Source organism: Pseudomonas sp. OE 28.3, from assembly GCF_014268205.2.
GTDB classification, from domain to species: Bacteria; Pseudomonadota; Gammaproteobacteria; order Pseudomonadales; family Pseudomonadaceae; genus Aquipseudomonas; species Aquipseudomonas edaphica.
On record NZ_CP077082.1, the window covers coordinates 3,774,227 to 3,789,413 of the forward strand.

12 protein-coding genes are annotated in these 15,187 nt (G+C 59.4%); 7 read left to right on the forward strand and 5 right to left on the reverse strand.

All coding sequences use genetic code 11. The features are described from left to right. Positions 1-20: 20 nt before the first annotated feature. Positions 21-1,646, reverse strand: a complete 1,626-nt coding sequence (locus HU759_RS16865) for a methyl-accepting chemotaxis protein (protein ID WP_170039649.1) — start codon at positions 1,644-1,646, stop codon at positions 21-23. Between the two features lie 234 nt (positions 1,647-1,880). On the opposite strand from HU759_RS16865, the gene HU759_RS16870 reads away from it, so the two are divergent. Genes HU759_RS16870 through HU759_RS16880 form a run of 3 tightly spaced genes read left to right on the forward strand, consistent with a single transcriptional unit; the run spans position 1,881 to position 4,340 of the window. Then, positions 1,881-3,308, forward strand: a complete 1,428-nt coding sequence (locus tag HU759_RS16870) for a nucleobase:cation symporter-2 family protein (RefSeq protein WP_170039651.1) — start codon at positions 1,881-1,883, stop codon at positions 3,306-3,308. Positions 3,309-3,321: 13 nt separating this feature from the next. Then, positions 3,322-3,783: an LEA type 2 family protein gene (locus tag HU759_RS16875; protein ID WP_017138141.1), complete on the forward strand. Its 462-nt coding sequence runs from the start codon at positions 3,322-3,324 to the stop codon at positions 3,781-3,783. Between the two features lie 5 nt (positions 3,784-3,788). Next, complete coding sequence (locus HU759_RS16880) at positions 3,789-4,340, forward strand: GNAT family N-acetyltransferase (RefSeq protein ID WP_138454087.1); 552 nt, start codon at positions 3,789-3,791, stop codon at positions 4,338-4,340. A gap of 108 nt (positions 4,341-4,448) precedes the next feature. Here the strand turns inward: HU759_RS16880 and HU759_RS16885 are convergent, their stop codons facing one another. Continuing rightward, on the reverse strand, positions 4,449-5,375 hold the full coding sequence (locus tag HU759_RS16885; protein WP_138453733.1) for a carbon-nitrogen hydrolase family protein: 927 nt from the start codon (positions 5,373-5,375) through the stop codon (positions 4,449-4,451). 81 nt (positions 5,376-5,456) lie between these two features. On the opposite strand from HU759_RS16885, the gene HU759_RS16890 reads away from it, so the two are divergent. Continuing rightward, the gene (locus HU759_RS16890) at positions 5,457-6,365 is read left to right on the forward strand and encodes a LysR family transcriptional regulator (RefSeq protein WP_017138138.1); all 909 of its coding nucleotides are present in this window, start codon (positions 5,457-5,459) and stop codon (positions 6,363-6,365) included. Here HU759_RS16890 and HU759_RS16895 read toward each other — a convergent pair. Beyond that, positions 6,358-6,612, reverse strand: a complete 255-nt coding sequence (locus HU759_RS16895) for a hypothetical protein (RefSeq protein WP_170039653.1) — start codon at positions 6,610-6,612, stop codon at positions 6,358-6,360. The two genes, HU759_RS16890 and HU759_RS16895, sit on opposite strands and share 8 nt — an antisense overlap. A gap of 163 nt (positions 6,613-6,775) precedes the next feature. On the opposite strand from HU759_RS16895, the gene HU759_RS16900 reads away from it, so the two are divergent. Continuing rightward, positions 6,776-7,096, forward strand: coding sequence for a DUF883 family protein (locus tag HU759_RS16900; RefSeq protein WP_017138137.1), 321 nt, complete (start codon positions 6,776-6,778; stop codon positions 7,094-7,096). A 33-nt stretch (positions 7,097-7,129) separates the two neighbouring features. Here HU759_RS16900 and HU759_RS16905 read toward each other — a convergent pair whose 3' ends face one another. Further along, positions 7,130-8,167 carry an Ldh family oxidoreductase gene (locus HU759_RS16905; protein WP_170039655.1) on the reverse strand — a complete coding sequence of 346 codons (1,038 nt, stop codon included), beginning with the start codon at positions 8,165-8,167 and terminating at the stop codon, positions 7,130-7,132. A gap of 183 nt (positions 8,168-8,350) precedes the next feature. Between HU759_RS16905 and HU759_RS16910 the strand changes: the two genes are divergently transcribed. Further along, a complete protein-coding gene (locus HU759_RS16910) occupies positions 8,351-13,495 on the forward strand; it encodes a DUF6543 domain-containing protein (RefSeq protein ID WP_170039657.1) in 5,145 nt (1,714 codons plus the stop codon). Between the two features lie 19 nt (positions 13,496-13,514). Here the strand turns inward: HU759_RS16910 and HU759_RS16915 are convergent, their stop codons facing one another. Continuing rightward, positions 13,515-13,784, reverse strand: coding sequence for a PepSY domain-containing protein (locus tag HU759_RS16915; RefSeq protein ID WP_017138134.1), 270 nt, complete (start codon positions 13,782-13,784; stop codon positions 13,515-13,517). Positions 13,785-13,936: 152 nt separating this feature from the next. Between HU759_RS16915 and HU759_RS16920 the strand changes: the two genes are divergently transcribed. Next, positions 13,937-14,932 carry a FecR family protein gene (locus HU759_RS16920; protein WP_186617750.1) on the forward strand — a complete coding sequence of 332 codons (996 nt, stop codon included), beginning with the start codon at positions 13,937-13,939 and terminating at the stop codon, positions 14,930-14,932. The last annotated feature ends 255 nt before the right edge of the window (positions 14,933-15,187 follow it).

Sequence of the window (15,187 nt, forward strand, 5' to 3'; positions counted from 1 at the left end):
TGCTCCCCCGTGTGCTCAATTCAGATAACGAACCGCGCGACCATCCCATTCAGATCCACCGCCAGGCGCGACAGTTCATGGCTGGCCGCGCTGGTCTGGTTGGCACCCGCCGCCGACTGAGTCGCCAAGTCGCGGATGTTGACGAGGTTGCGATCCACTTCACGGGACACTTGGGCCTGCTCTTCCGAGGCGCTGGCGATGACCAGGTTGCGCTCGTTGATCAAGCTGATCGACTGGGTGATCTGCTCCAGGGCCACACCGGCCGCGCGGGCCAGCTCCAGGGTGGTCTGGGTGCGTTGGTTGCTCTGTTGCATTGATTGCACCGCTTCACCGGTACCGCTCTGGATGCCGGCGACCATCTTTTCAATTTCCTGAGTCGATTGCGCCGTGCGGTGCGCCAAGGCGCGGACTTCGTCGGCCACCACCGCAAACCCACGCCCGGCTTCACCGGCGCGCGCGGCTTCAATCGCTGCGTTCAGCGCCAGCAGGTTGGTCTGTTCGGCAATCGCGCGGATCACGTCGAGCACCTTGCCGATATCACGGCCCTGGGTTGCCAGGCCTTCAATCATCAACGCAGTGTTTTGCACGTCCTGGGTCATGGTCTGGATTGCACCGACGGTTTCCACCACGCGGTCACGCCCTTCCCGCGCCGCCTGGTTGGACTGGCTGGAAGCTTCGGAGGTGGACACCGCATTGCGCGCCACTTCTTCGACGGCGGCGGTCATCTCGTTGACGGCCGTGGCGGCCTGGTCGATTTCGTTGTTTTGCTGTTGCAGGCCTTTGGAGGCTTCTTCGGTGACCGCACTGAGCTCTTCGGCGGCAGACGCCAGTTGCGTGGCCGAGCCGGCGATGTGCTGGATAGTCTGGCGCAGGTTGGTTTGCATCGCCGACAAGGCGCCCAGCAGGCGCGCAGGCTCGTCCTTGCCGGCATCTTCGATAACTTTGGTGAGGTTGCCACCGGCAATGGTTTCGGCCACTTCCAACGCTTTGCGCAGCGGCGTGACGATGCTGCGGGTCAGCAGCCAGGCGAGCAGTACCGTCATGAGCGCCGCCGCGACGGCCACAATGACGATGCCCGTCACCGCCTGCTGGTAGCTGCCTTCAGCTTCCCGGCCGGCCGTGTCGGCATCGGCACTGTTGATGGCGATCAGTTTGTTCAGTTGCTCGCCCATCAGGTCGGTGCCGTCCTTGATGCGCGTATTGATGAGGGTGCGCATGTCCTCGACTTTATTCTGCTGGGACAACGACATCATTTCAGCCTGGGCGGCCAGATAGCTGTCGAGCGTGGCGGTGAAAGACTTGTATAAAGCAGCCTCATCAGCACCCGCCGGCAAAACGGCATAGGCGCTCTGGGCCTGCTTGACCTTGTCGACCAGCACGGCCACGCGGGTTTTGGCCTCTTCGAGCGCGGCCGGCTCGCGGTTGATCAAGATGCGGAACGAGAGAATGCGCAAGCGCAGTACGTTCTCGGTCATGTTGCCGAGGAACTTCACGCTGGGTAACTGGTTGGTCCCCATATCCACTGAGGCCTGGCGGATCGTACCCATGCGGTTGACCGCAAACACGCCAAGAATCACAACGAGCAATGCAATGAACGCAAAACCGAGAAAAGCGCGAGGTGCAATATTCAGATTACGAAGGGACATAGCGGTGCTCTCAAGAAGTAGTGTTGGCGCGCATCCCTGCCGCGACACAATCCGTTAGCGGCAACGCGCGTCTCGGACCGTCAGGCGCCACTGTTTTAATTGGTGTGTGGGCCTATTCAGGCTATCGGCAGGCTTGAGAAATTAATCGGCACATTTCGAAATATTTTTTCACACTTCTGACAGCCGACACTTTCTGGCATCCTGCGCCTCCATTTTCTGACCCGAGCCTGCACTTTGTCTGACGCTCAAGCTCCCCGCCCCCGCTATAAATCCGACCTGATCTACGGCCTGGAAGACCGCCCGCACTTCACCGCGGCGATTTTTGCCGCGCTGCAACATGTGCTGGCCAGCTTCGTCGGCATCATTACGCCCACGCTGATCGTCGGCGGCGTACTCGGCCTGGAAAGCGAGGTGCCCTACCTGGTGAGCATGGCGCTGTTCGTGTCCGGGCTTGGCACCTTTGTGCAGGCGCGCACATTCGGCCCGGTGGGTTCCGGCCTGTTGTGCCTGCAAGGCACCAGTTTTTCGTTTATCAGCGTGATCCTCAGCGCCGGGTTCATGGTCAAGGCGCGCGGCGGTGGCACCGACGAGATTCTCTCGACGATTTTTGGCATCTGTTTTTTCGCCGCGTTTATCGAGGTGGTGCTCAGCCAGTTCATCGGCAAGCTGCGCAAGCTGATTACTCCAGTGGTCACCGGCACCATCATTACCTTGATGGGTTTGTCGCTGATCAAGGTAGCCGTCACCGACATGGCTGGCGGCTTTGGGGCAAGCGACCTGGGTGCAGCGGGCAACATGGGGCTGGCAGCTCTGGTGCTGTTGACCATCGTGGTCCTCAACCGCTTCAGCAACCCGTTCCTGCGCCTGGGCTCGATCGTGATCGGCTTGACCCTGGGTTTTGTCGTTGCCTGGATGATGGGCCGTGTGGATTTGGCCGCCCTGCCCCAGGTGCCGTTGATCAGCGTGCCGGTGCCGTTCAAGTACGGGTTCTCGTTCGATTGGGTGGCGTTTATCCCGGTGGCGGTGATCTTTTTGATTTCGCCGCTGGAGGCTGCCGGAGACCTGACCGCCAACTCGATGATTTCCCAGCAGCCGGTCAAAGGCCCGCTGTACATCAAGCGCATCAAGTCCGGCCTGCTGGCCGACGGCCTCAACTCGGCGATGGCAGCCACGTTCAACAGCCTGCCGATGGTGACCTTCGCCCAGAACAACGGCGTGATCCAGCTTACCGGCGTGGCCAGCCGCTATGTCGCGTACTTTATCGCCGCCCTGCTGGTGCTATTGGGGCTGTTCCCGATGATCGGCGCGGTGCTGCAACTGATGCCCAAACCGGTACTGGGTGGTGCCACGCTGATCATGTTCGGCACCGTGGCCGTGGCCGGGATCAAGATCCTCGCCGAAGCCGGGCTGCACCGGCGCAATGTGCTGATCGTGGCGATCTCCCTGGGGATGGGCCTGGGTGTGGCTGCCGTGCCGGAAGTGCTGCGCGACCTGCCCAAGGCGTTGCACAACATCTTTGAATCGCCGATCACGGTGGGCGCGTTCTGTGCAATCCTGCTGAACATTTTCTTGCCGGAGGAGTTCTTAGAGCTGGAAGAGGATGAATTTGATCCGGAGTCCTCTACCCTCAAGGTCATGCAGGATCCGGACGTCACGAAATAGGAGCACCTTTGTTATGCGCAAGCTCATGGTTCTATCGTTACTGCTGCTGACCTTGAGCGCCTGTGCGCTGTTCCCCAATCGCGACCCGGTCAATATCAGTGTGGTGGGTATCGAGCCGCTGCAAAGCCAGGACCTGGAAGTGCGTTTCGCCGTGAAGCTGCGGGTGCAGAACCCCAATGAAACGGCGATCGACTACAGTGGTGTGGCCTTGGACCTGGACGTGAATGGGCGCCCATTGGCGTCCGGCGTGAGCGATCAGGCCGGAAGCATCCCACGCTTTTCCGAGACAGTGCTGATGGTGCCGGTGAGCGTTTCGGCGTTTTCTGTGCTGCGTCAGACCTTGGGTCTCAGCCAGACCCAAAGCCTGAACAACCTGCCTTACACACTGCGCGGCAAACTCGCAGGTGGCCTGTTCGGTACCATGCGCTTTGTGGAACGCGGCACCCTGGACCTGCCCAACACTGCGACCTGGTAACGGCCATGCAACCGACGTTGTTTACTCAAAGACTGATCCTGCACCCATTGACCCTGGAGGATGCCGAGGACACCCAGGCGCAATTCGCGCACTGGGACGTGGTGCGTTACCTGTCTGCCGAGGTGCCCTGGCCGTACCCGGCGGACGGCGCTCGCCGCTACCTGGAACAGGTGGCCTTGCCGGGCATGGCCCGTGGCGACCAATGGCACTGGTCGATCCGCCTCAAACACGCGCCGCAACAGTTGATCGGCAATATCAACTTGACGGACGAGCAAGACGACAACCGAGGGTTCTGGCTGGGCCCGCAATGGCAAGGCCAGGGCTTTATGACTGAAGCCTGTGCGGCGGTGACGGAGTACTGGTTCGATGTGCTTAAACGCCCGCGAATGCGCGTGCCCAAGGCTGCGCCTAACCTGGCGTCGCGGCGGATTTCCGAGCGCACCGGGATGCGCCTGATCCGCACGCAGATGGGTGAGTTTGTAGAAGGTACGTTGCCACGCGACATTTGGGAGATTACCCGCGAAGAGTGGTTGGTATTCAGATCTTCCAAACGCTGAAGATCTGATGTGGGAGCTGGCTTGCCTGCGATGCAGGCACCTCGGTACATCAGGCACACCGAGTTGAGGCCATCGCAGGCAAGCCAGCTCCCACAGTTTTTACCGTGTTTAATCAGTCAGTGTGCGCACGCCCGGCTTGGCGCGTTCATCCACCACCAACTCGAATATGTCCGGCCGCGCGTAATGCCCCACCACATCGTAGTCATAGCGCGCCCGCACCAAATCATCGGTGTTGATCTGCGCGGTCAGCAACCCCTCTTCACCCACCAACGGCCCGGCCAGGATGTCACCCATCGGCCCGACAATCACACTACCACCGGCGATCAACGGACGCTCTGACGGCCAGTTGGCAACCTGCGTGCCCAGCGCCTCGGGCGAAGCCTGCACCTGGCAGGCACTCACCACAAAGCAGCGGCCTTCATGGGCGATGTGGCGCATGCTCACTTGCCACATTTCACGCTCATCGACCGTCGGCGCGCACCACACTTGCACGCCTTTGGCGTACATCGCCGTGCGCAGCAGCGGCATCATGTTTTCCCAGCACACCGCGCCGCCCAAACGCCCAACTTGCGCGTCGATCACCGGCAAGGTCGAGCCATCGCCCGTGCCCCATATCAGCCGCTCAGTGCCGGTGGGCATCAACTTGCGGTGCTTGGCCACCAGGCCGCCGGTGGGTTCGAAATACAGCACGGTGCAATACAGCGTGCTGCCACTGCGTTCGATCACGCCGAGTACCAGGCTGGCGCCGGTGCGTGCGGACAAGCCAGCCAGCGCCTCGGTCTCGGCGCCCGGCACATCGATGGCATTGGCAAAATAGCGTGCAAAGGCTTCGCGCCCCTCCGGCAAGCGGTAGCCCAACTGCGTGCCGAAGGTTTCGCCCTTCGGATAACCGCCGAGCAACGCTTCGGGCATCACCACCAATTGCGCGCCACTGCGCACAATCGCGTCCTCATAGGTAAGGATCTGCGCCAGGGTGTCAGCCTTGCCACCCGGCAAGGATCCGATCTGCAACGCCGCCACGGTAGAAATGGGCATCAGGTTCACTCCAGTTAAAGGGGTTGCCCATTCTCCGGCGAGGGGCAATCATGAATAAAGCCCCCATCAGTGCTAAATGATATGAGCCAAATAAATATCGCCCAGGTCGACTTGAACCTGCTGAAAACCTTCGAAGCCTTGCACGACGAGTCCAGCGCCAGCCGCGCAGCCTTGCGCCTGGGCGTCACGCAATCGGCGATCAGCGCCGGCCTGCGGCGGTTACGTGACGTGTACGGCGACCCACTGTTCGTGCGCACCGGGCGTGGGCTGGCGCCGACCTTGCGTGCCAATCAGTTGAAACCGGTGATCAGCGAGGCCCTGGACCGTTGTCGGCAGAGCCTGGCAATGATCAACCCGACCAACCCGAACTATCAGGGCCGCTCGGTGGTGCTGGGCTTGTCCGATGACTTCGAGATTGCCCATGGCCGGCGGCTGATGGCAGAAATTGCCCGGCGCGCGCCGAATCTGCGGGTGATTTTCCGCCAGACCCACAGCCAAATCGTGGCAGGCGCCCTGCTCGAGCGCAGCCTTGACCTGGCGATCACCGCAGGCGGCTTTGCCGAGCGCAGGTTGAGCCGGCACGTGCTGGGCGAAGGCGATTACCGCTGCCTGGTCGACCCACACAGCCTGGCGCCGGGCCAAGACGGCATCAGCCTGGAGGAATTCGTGGCACGCGAACATGTACTGGTGTCGTCGGGCGGGTTTATCGGGATTACCGATGAAGGGTTGGCGGCTAAAGGGTTGAGCCGCCAGGTGTGTGCGTCCACCAGTCACTTTGCCGGGCTGCCGTTTTTGCTCAAGGGCAGCGCGGCGGTGGCGACGATTCCCGGGCATGCTGCCGAAGCGATTGCGCAGATGACCGGCTTGCGCGTACTGACTTGCCCACTGGCGTTGCCACGCTACCCGGTGGAGCTGGGTTGGCGTACCCAGGCGCAGTTGGATCCGCTGTTACTCAAAGTGCGTGAAGCGATTGTGGCCAGCTTTACTTAGCGGCGGCCATCAGCTTGTTGACTTCGCTGCGCACCATGTTGGAAAACTCCGGCGGCGACATGCCGTCCAGCTCGGCACGGACCCATTCGGCCCACTTGCCCTTACGCTTGGCACGCTCGCCGAACAAACGCGTAGCTTCGCCCTTGGCCTTACCCAGGTTGGTTTGCCACAGATCGTAAAGGCGTGACTTTTCATCTTCCAGTTCGGCGCGTTCGGCAAGGGTTTTGTTGGCCAGATTGAAGCTCATGTTGAATTACCTGCTGCACAAATAGGTGACATCTTACACTGTAGGTCGAAATATCCTGATCCGGATTTTGCCCGTAAGCCGCTCACGGCAAAAAAACTGCAACTTTTAGCCAAGCCCGACACTCCATTGTTCACTGCCACATTCACTCGCAAGGAGTCACACAATGGCCCGCAAAACTGCCGCCCAAGCTGTCGAAGATCAAATCAAGGATCAAGCTTTCAGTGAACTGACGGCCTTGATCGAAGAGTCGGACAAGCTGCTCAAAAGCAGCGCTTCGCTGGTAGGCGAAGAAGGTGAAACGCTGCGTGAGCAGGTCGCTATCAAGCTCAAGCAAGCACTGGACTCGGTGTCCAACGTGCGTGAACGCAGCAAGCCGGTGGTGGACGCCACCGAAAACTATATCGGTGGCCATCCATGGCAGACCGTGGCCATTTCCGCAGGCTTTGGCCTGGTGGTCGGCCTTTTGTTGGGTCGTCGCGGCTAAACCACAGGGGCTGCGCTGATAGCGCAGCCCCTTTTATCCTTCTGCCAGTGCCTGCAACTGCTTGAGCTCCTGCGCATCAATCTCGATGCCTGTTTCCTGCGACTTCGCCCGTGCGCGATGACGTCGATCCCCCGGCAACCGCCGCAACCCCGCCGCATGCATCTGTCGCACCAGTTCCTGGCTGCGCTCGGCAAAGCCTTGCCCGGCGGTTTTGCCAGGGTCAATCACGATCAGCAATTGGCCGGTCCATGGTGTGCGCGCGCCGGGATGATCGGCCCAATCGAATTCGAACGAAAAATTGCCGCCCGTCAGCGCCGCCGCCAGCAACTCGACCATCATCGACAGCGCTGAACCCTTGTGCCCGCCAAACGGTAACAGCGCGCCGCCTTCAAGAATGGCTTTGGGATCTTGGGTCGGTTGGCCCAAGCTGTCCACGCCCATGCCCGGCGGCAAACGCTCGCCCTTGCGTGCTGCGATCTGCACGTCACCATGGGCAATGGCACTGGTGGCCAGGTCAAACACGATGGGTGGCCCATCGGCGCGCGGCGCGGCAAAAGCAATAGGGTTGGTGCCGAACAGCGGTCGATCCGCGCCATGGGGCACCACGCAGGTCATGCTGTTGACCACGCTGAGCGCTACCAGACCTTCTTCGGCAAAAGGTTCGACATCGGGCCATAAAGCCGCAAAGTGATGGGAGTTTCGAATCGCCAGCAGCGCGATCCCGGCGCTGCGCGCCTTGCGCACTAACAGCGAGCGCGCGGCCTCCAGTGCTGGTTGGGCAAAGCCGTTATCGGCATCCACACGCACAAAGCCTGAGGCCACATCCTCAACCACGGGCACCGCCTTGCCATTGACCCAGCCGCTGTTGAGCGTCGACACATACCCTGAAATGCGAAACACGCCGTGGCTATGCGCGCCGTCACGTTCAGCGCTGGCGCAATTGTGCGCAAGGATCGCCGCCACTTGCGGTGACGTACCGTGCCGCACAAAAACCTGTTGTAGCAGGGCCACTAACTCGGTGAAGCCGATTGCGGTTGAAGCCTTGGCAACTGTCGGAGACTGCGCAGACATTTGAAGCTCCGTTTTTATGATGGCGTTTTTATGATTAGGAGAGGCAACGAATGGACATTCAAGTGTTCGATTAAACACCACGCACTGTGCCTGCTGTCAACTTGCGACGGGCCTCAATAGTTACCCCCGCCCTCCGGTCACGCCTCCCTAGCCTGTCACTCCCCTACTTAACGGAGCAAGCCCATGACCGGCGTAACCCCCGCATATTTTTTTGACGAATTCCTGCTGCCGATTAAAAGAAACGCGCCGACCGACCGTGAGCGCGCGCTGGGGCTGACCGTCAAAGACCTCGATTGGCTGCACACGGTGTACCAAGCAAGCGATGCCGCACGTAACGACCCCGAACGGCAAACCTACCCCATGCGCGTCGAAAGACTGCTGATCAATGTATCGGGCCAGCCGCCTTTTCCACTTGCCGGCGCCTTTCTGATGAGCCCTGCCCCGGACGACGGCAAAGCACTGCTTTACACGCCTTATGGTGGTATTCAGGTGTTTGACGACCACGCCAGCCTGCTGGTCGACGTCGCCGAGCAACTGGCGGATGCGGTGCAGCGTGTCCAATTGTTGAGCTTTCTGTCGATTGCACAGCGCAACGCCTTGCCCGCCAGTACGCCGATAACGCTGACCGCCACCCTTGTCGAAGGCGCCGTCATGCAAGACCAGGAGCAAGCCCTGGAGGCCTGCCAGCAAGACAACGTGCGCGTCGTACTGGAGCAACTGCAGACGACGCCCACGCTGTACGGCATGCTCGACACGCTGCTCAGCATCATGGCGCGCTCGTACTTCCCCAACCTGGATCAACGCGATACACGGGTCGATTTTTTTATCCAGGACCCGGCAGGCGGTCAGCGACGCTGGGTCAATTCCCTGCCATTGAGCGAAGCGTTCCTGCAGTTTTATGTGAGACATGCCTGGCCCCAGGACCAGATCCGTGAATATTTCAACCCGAAACACGTCACCAGCGCCTTCACCCTGGTAGAACGCGAACAAGATCAGCAGTACTGGGAAACCCTGATCAAAGAAACATCCGGCAGCTTGTCAAAACTGCTGGACAGCCTGCTGAAGACTTATTGGAACGAGGACATCGGCAACGAAACCTCACGCCTGAAACTCTTCACCCAGGTCATGGCGGATAAATTTCGCCTGGATGTCTTGCTCAAGCGTCAGGCGCAAATTCTCAACGCCGACGAAAGCCACACCCTTCAGGCATTGTTTCTACCAGACCAAGGCGCCCGCAACGCTCACGCCAACGAACTAAGCGTGGAAAAAGTACGCCTGCATGCGCCCTACCAGCACTATGTGGAACTGGCCAGCACGCTATTGATCAGCGAGAGCCACGCCTACCTGTACACGCAGTCGCGTGGGGTACAAGTACTCAAAGACATGGAAGATCTCAAAGACACGCTATTGAGCATGCTCAAGGCCGCTGGCCACGAAGATGAACTGCTCAATTTCCTGTCGCTGGATGAGCGCGACACCTTTATTGGCCTGGATCAGATTAACATCGCCGCCCAACCCATTGCGGGTGACGTTTTTGCCGGCATGGTCGAAGACATTGCGGGCAAGCAGCTCAGTAATATGAACCACGCACTGGACCTTTACCGACGCAGTGATGGCCAGATAAATCTGGATGCGCTGCTCGATTGCGCACTGGACATACGCACGATGCTGGACAGCCGCCTCGCAACGCTGGAAACCGCAGGGCGCTGGACGGCGCACCCGGTCACCAGCGGCAACGACCGGCCATCCACCGTGCGGGCAGAGCACGCCAAGGTGCAGCTACGGCGCCTCAGTGCCACTGAAGATGCACTGGCCACAGAGCGCAAACAACAGCCGACATTACGCTCAATGGTCACCCTCGCCCTGAATGCAGAAATGCAATCACAACGCCTGGCGCTCAAGGCCGACGAGGTCTATATCAACACTTATCCCACCCGCGCCCAAGAGCGCGAGGAGCGTCCTTCGTTGACGTCGGTGAGCATGGTTGACCACTTCATTGAACGCCTGAGCGATGAAGCCTCGCGCGTTCCCAACAGTGTCACAACCGGGTTTTACAGCAAGCTCGAGCCGCATCTGGCGCAGAAGTTACCCAGCATGACCCTGAGTACTTTCAACATGATCAATGATCAAGTCTTGAAGGTGTTTGCCAACCACGAGATGCGCCAGCTTCCATTGCTGTTCCTCAGCAACATGAGCAAAAAACAGGCGCACTCGATGCTGCTTGGGTTGCGCAGTGAAGCCGAACTGAGACTGTTGGGCAAAACACTGCCGCCCAACAGCCAGGCAGTGATTGACACCGTCCTACGCACCGACAGCCTTGCACGCTTGACCCGCCACGGCCTGAACGGCTTTCTTCCGGACGCCTACACCTTGACACTGAACATTGGCACATCCGACACCGCCCATGCGCTTGCCAACCTGTTTGTGCTGACTGAACGCGGAGGCATCGACCCGCAGCGTTCGGGCCAGGCGGTGCTCTGGACGCCTCGGCGCGGGTATGAGGTATTCACCTCGGTGCAAGCCTTGCGCGAGCAGATGAGTCAGCGCCTGGAGCACCCGATCAAGCGTTTGCCCCTGTTGGAAAACCTGGCTATTTCCTTGCGTGCGCCGCATCAGGCATATGGTCTGGGGCCACTGCAACGCATTGACGACAACTTGCTGGATAATCGTCTGAAAACCTACAGCGATTTCGTCATGGACGGTATCGACCAATTGCTTGCGAGCAAATGGGCCGCTCGCGCCTTGCAAAACCACATTGAAACGGCCTTGGAACACGCCGCGCCGACCAACCTTGCACGGGCCAGGGCGGTGGCGAGTGCCATGACCCATCAACAGGCTCTGCCCGTCTGGCTGGGTTTGGCACCCCCTCAGGATCAGCTTCATCAAGCCGAGCTGCTTGAGCAGTATCACAACAGTGCGCCTGACGAAAAAGACTACCTCAATGGCATCACCGCTATCGGCAAGCATGCGCACACGGCACTTCTGGCGTTGCTCAAGGCACGCTATCCCGAACAGCCACTGAACCCCGATGATGTAATGATCCCGTTGCATCAGGCGCTCGACGTGAATGTCTGCAGCCTGACCGACTTTGCTTTGCGGCATTGGCCCGACCTGGACGCCGAAAACATCCGCCCACGCTCACGCAACGCGACTGCCTTGCCGGCCACATTGGATGCCAGTGCCGTGGTGCAAATGGTGCGCCAACTGGACCTGAACAGCGCTTACCAGAAGTTGTTGCAAAGCCACCTGGACGCTAACACGGATGAAGGCCGTAAACGCCGAGGCCTGTATTGCCGACAGTTACCCTGGCAAACCCTGCAATACGCCCATGAGCAAAGGCTGCAGGAGCGGCTGACGGCGCAGGCACTGAGCCATGTTCAGCAGGTATTCGACATGCCGGACGCACTGGCGCGGGCTGAGCTCGACGGGGCAACGGCAATGTTCAGACCCTTGGAGTTGATTGCCACCGAAGGTGCTTCCCTGGCCAAGGTGTTGGGGATGTACTTGATTGGTCCCACAACCCGCAGCGCTGGGCCGCTGGTGCTGTACGCGCCCTACAGCGAAAACCATACACTCAAGGAGTATGCGAACGAGCAAGCGCTGCTGGATGAATTGACCAAGCCTGGAGAGCTTCAGGACTGGGTGGTGCTGCACCTGGAGGCGACGCATCAGGCAACCTACCGCAATTTGCTGCAAAACAACCGTCATCGCCCCCTCGATATCCGCCTGGCCTCGACCGTCGTCACCGGCAATGCCCTTCACTACCTGTTCGACGACAACACGCAGATATTGCTCAAAATGCTCGCCTGCCAATTCGAGAAAGGCGCGAAATCGCTCTGGGACAGGGTCATCTACCTGCTGCGCGAGGGCATCCCCGCAGCCGCTCAGTTCATGGCAGGAAAACTCGCGTATCCGCTGGCGGTGTGGCGAAGCTACAAAATGTTCAAACGTTCAGCCGATGCATTGCAGTTGCATCAGTGGAAGGCCGGCCTGAAGGATTTCATCATCGGCGTGGCTCATTTGGCCGCCCTGCACAATGAGCTTGAGGGCACCGAAGCCCCGCCGCCTACCGAAACAGAAGTATCACAAGCCAACCTGTCAGACGAAACCCTGCCTGCGGCCACCCACCTGACGACCTTGGATATCACCGCACCCGCGCGTACCGGGTTGCAGCCTTTCGAAGCTCACGATGTCGCATTGAAGGACCTGGAACAGAGTGCTTCCAGCCATGTGTACATGGACAAGGCGAGCTTGAAAGACTATGTGCCACTGGCAGGCAAGGTGTACGCGGTGAAGAAAACCGCCGAGCGCTGGCGCCTGTCCAAGGATAAGCATGTGGGCGCGTATGTGGGCCGTAATTCACAAGGTAAATGGGTGCTGGACCTCAGCCTGCATAACCCACGATATGGCAAAGTCATGTCGCGCATGCACACGCGGGCCGGCGAACGGGCAGCGATCAATATCGAGGCGACGGGCATACGCGAAATTGCCGCACTCTCGAGTTGGAAAGCCCAGGTCATCACAGAAGGGTTAAACGTTGCGATCTATTACACCGTCAATTGCAAACGCAACATCGTTCAGTTTGCAAAACAGCGTGCGCCCGATAGCCGGGCAGGCCGCTTTTTCGGTGAATTGTTCGGTGTCGTCAGCCTGACACCTGACCAGTTGAGCAGAGTCGAGAAAATAGTCGACATGATATTGGATGAATTGAGCGATCCGACCCTGACCAGCGCCGACTCCAAGCGTTTTGTCAGTGGGACCAGCCGTGTCGGTGCAGCGCACCAATACGCGTTTGTCATTCCTGAAGACAGGGAGCGCAAGCTGTACCTGCTCAATCGGTTCTTTGATCCAGGTATGGACAGTTACCAGAACCGTTTGACTTCACCTTTCGACCTCTGCGCCCACGCCAGGGCGAGTACCCTGATTCACGAACTGACGCACTTGAAGCTCGAGACTGAAGACATCGCCTATCTTGACTCGATGCGGCCGTTCACCGACTTGATCAACGCGGCCAAACCGGGCGCCCAGATACTCAAAACAACCCTGGAGGACCTGCAAAGAACCGCGCTCTCCACCATGACGCCCGCGACGATGCTGTTCAAGACCTGGGATGATTACTCGGCGCAATGGGAAGACTATGGGCCTGACACTGCAACGGCTCACGTTAGACAAAAAGTCCTGAACACCACCGGCACCAAGGACCTCAAGGATGCCCGCGACGTCTTCATGAGTAACGCCGACAAACGCATTGACACGATTTTGGCCAATGCCGACTCAGTGACTTACTTGATTACGCACTTGGGTCGTGTTTTGGATCCGGGGGCTTGAGCAGCCCCCGCCAGTCGCGTCAGTCTTTCTGATCGCGCAGAACGTTGCCGGAGGCGCCATCGATACGCGCTTCATACACGATGCCATCGGACTTGCGCCCTTTGACTTCCCAGTAACCGTTGTCATCGGCTTCGGCTTTGTAGACCTCGACATAGCCGGCCTTGGTCTTGGCGGTTTCAATGGCTTTTTCGATGGTGATCCAGCCCGCGCCCGGCTTATCGGCCAGGGCGGCGCCGGCGCTGAGCAGTGCGGTGGTTGCACACAGGGCGACTAAGGTTTTCTTCAGCATATTCGTTCTCCATTGTGGGAATGACGGACTCGTGTCCTGTGTTTTCTGATGTTTCCAAACGAGAATAAGTTCCAATTGATGTGCAATCGCCATGACGGCTGTTCTCGCCATCCGCCTTGGGAGGTTAGAATGTGGGAAATCAGGACGGTTTAATGACTCAACAGCCCCTTTCAGAAGACGACTATGACGCGATCACCGATGCCGCCGCGCATTGGTGCATGCGCCTGCATGCCAGTGATTGCACGGCGGGCGAGCGTCGGGCTTTTGAACAATGGCACGACGCCCATCCGCTGCATGCCTTTGAGTATGCGGCCATGCTGGAAATCTGGGACGTGGCTGACCACCTGCCACGCAGCGAACCTGCTGCGGTTGTGCTGCCGTTCAAACCGCGCAGCCGCTTGCGCACTTACGCGGTGGCCGCCGCGATATGCCTCGCCGCCCTGCCGCTGGCCGCCTTTACCGGCTGGGAAGCGGGCTGGTTGCCCAGTTCCTATGAGCATTTCGAAGCCGACACGGGCTTGCGCAAAGTCACCCTCGGCGACGGCAGCCAGGTTGAATTGAACCTGGGCACCGAACTGGTCTACAGCCATTACAAGGATCAACGCCGCGTGACCTTGAACAAGGGCGAAGCGTTTTTCAAAGTCACCCATGACCGCCTTCACCCGTTTATCGTCAAGGCGGGCGAAGGCCAGGTTCGGGTGACCGGCACTCAGTTCAACGTCTGGAAATATGAAGACCAGGTGCGGGTGATGTTGCTTGAAGGCTCGGTGCAGATTTCCAGTGACAAGCAGCACGCCAGCGTGCCCCTTACCCCAGGCATGCAGGCCACTTACAACCTGGGCGATGCCACCCCGCAAATCGCTGCGATTAACCCCAATGATTCGACCCTGGCCTGGCGCCAGGGCAAACTGGTACTCGACAACCTGGCCCTGACGGACGCGTTGCCGCTGATCAACCGCTACCTGAACAAACCGGTGATGCTGGCAGATGCCAGTACCGGGGCGATTCGCATCGGCGGCATCTACAACATCAACGAGGTCAACAACCTCGTGCCTTCCCTGCCCAAGGTACTGCCGGTCTACCTGACCCAGAACCAGGACGGCAACACGGTCCTCAATTCCATACCGCGTAAAGCCCCCAAGGGCTGAGTCTGCCAGCCGGCAACGGCGAGTTTGCTCGCGCCCAAGTGTCCATTTTTGAAACACCTCCCTCGCTTGAATCGCCCGCCCGGTGCGCATTCATGGCTTTGTCACGTGCAGTGTTACATCGCTGAGACACCCTTGAGGCGGGGCCGGGCATGCCCCTTGACGGCGACACTGTTTCAACCCTGAAACAGCACCGCCATCACTTTGCCTCGTTTTATCTCCAACCCTCTGAATATAAACAATAAATAAAAAGCGGCA